General features: G+C 43.6%; 1 protein-coding gene. It reads right to left on the minus strand.

Annotated features, from left to right (window positions below; translation table 11 throughout):
• Positions 1-133 precede the first annotated feature (133 nt).
• Positions 134-514 carry an STAS/SEC14 domain-containing protein gene (locus tag AB4496_RS27485; RefSeq protein ID WP_009846842.1) on the minus strand — a complete coding sequence of 127 codons (381 nt, stop codon included), beginning with the start codon at positions 512-514 and terminating at the stop codon, positions 134-136.
• Between the last annotated feature and the right edge of the window lie 21 nt (positions 515-535).

The raw sequence follows: 535 nt of genomic DNA on the forward strand, positions 1-535 counted from the left end.
GGAATGAATATACTCTATTGAATCGATTAGGAAATATCATAACCAAAACGAAAAATGACAGCGTTCGAGACAATGCTCATCAACTGTCATTAGCGTTGTTTACGGATTGCTCTCGAGCTGTCCGTGCATGGAATCAATCGACTAGCCACGTAAGTGCAGAGTCGTGGTCTTCGAATGACTTGATCTCGCCAGACACAAACCAGCTTCCGACTTTTGAAGCAAACTCTTGCCAGCTTTTGTCACCATAAATCGCGATTTTGTCTATCTTCGAATTGAGCTCTAATCCCAGTTTGAAATCATCCCAAGCAGCACGCAACTCCCAACCCGTTAAGGTAGAGATGTCGACCAGCATCTTGAGTTTAGATGAATCGAGTTCTTCTAGCGTGGTATTTAAAATTGGCATCATTGCTTGATAGTCATCGTGTGTGAGTTTGCCTTTCGCTTTAAACACAACGATGGTTGCACCGCTAACACGTTCAATTCCAACCGATATTCCGTGACGTTCGATACTCATAACCTAGCCCTCATAGTGAGC

This window comes from Vibrio sp. 10N.222.46.A1 (genome assembly GCF_041473595.1).
GTDB classification, from domain to species: Bacteria; Pseudomonadota; Gammaproteobacteria; order Enterobacterales; family Vibrionaceae; genus Vibrio; species Vibrio tasmaniensis_A.

Bases quoted from the DNA above. Each gene is read 5' to 3' on its own strand.
- AB4496_RS27485 (WP_009846842.1), bottom strand. From the start codon at position 514: ATGAGTATCGAACGTCACGGAATATCGGTTGGAATTGAACGTGTTAGC.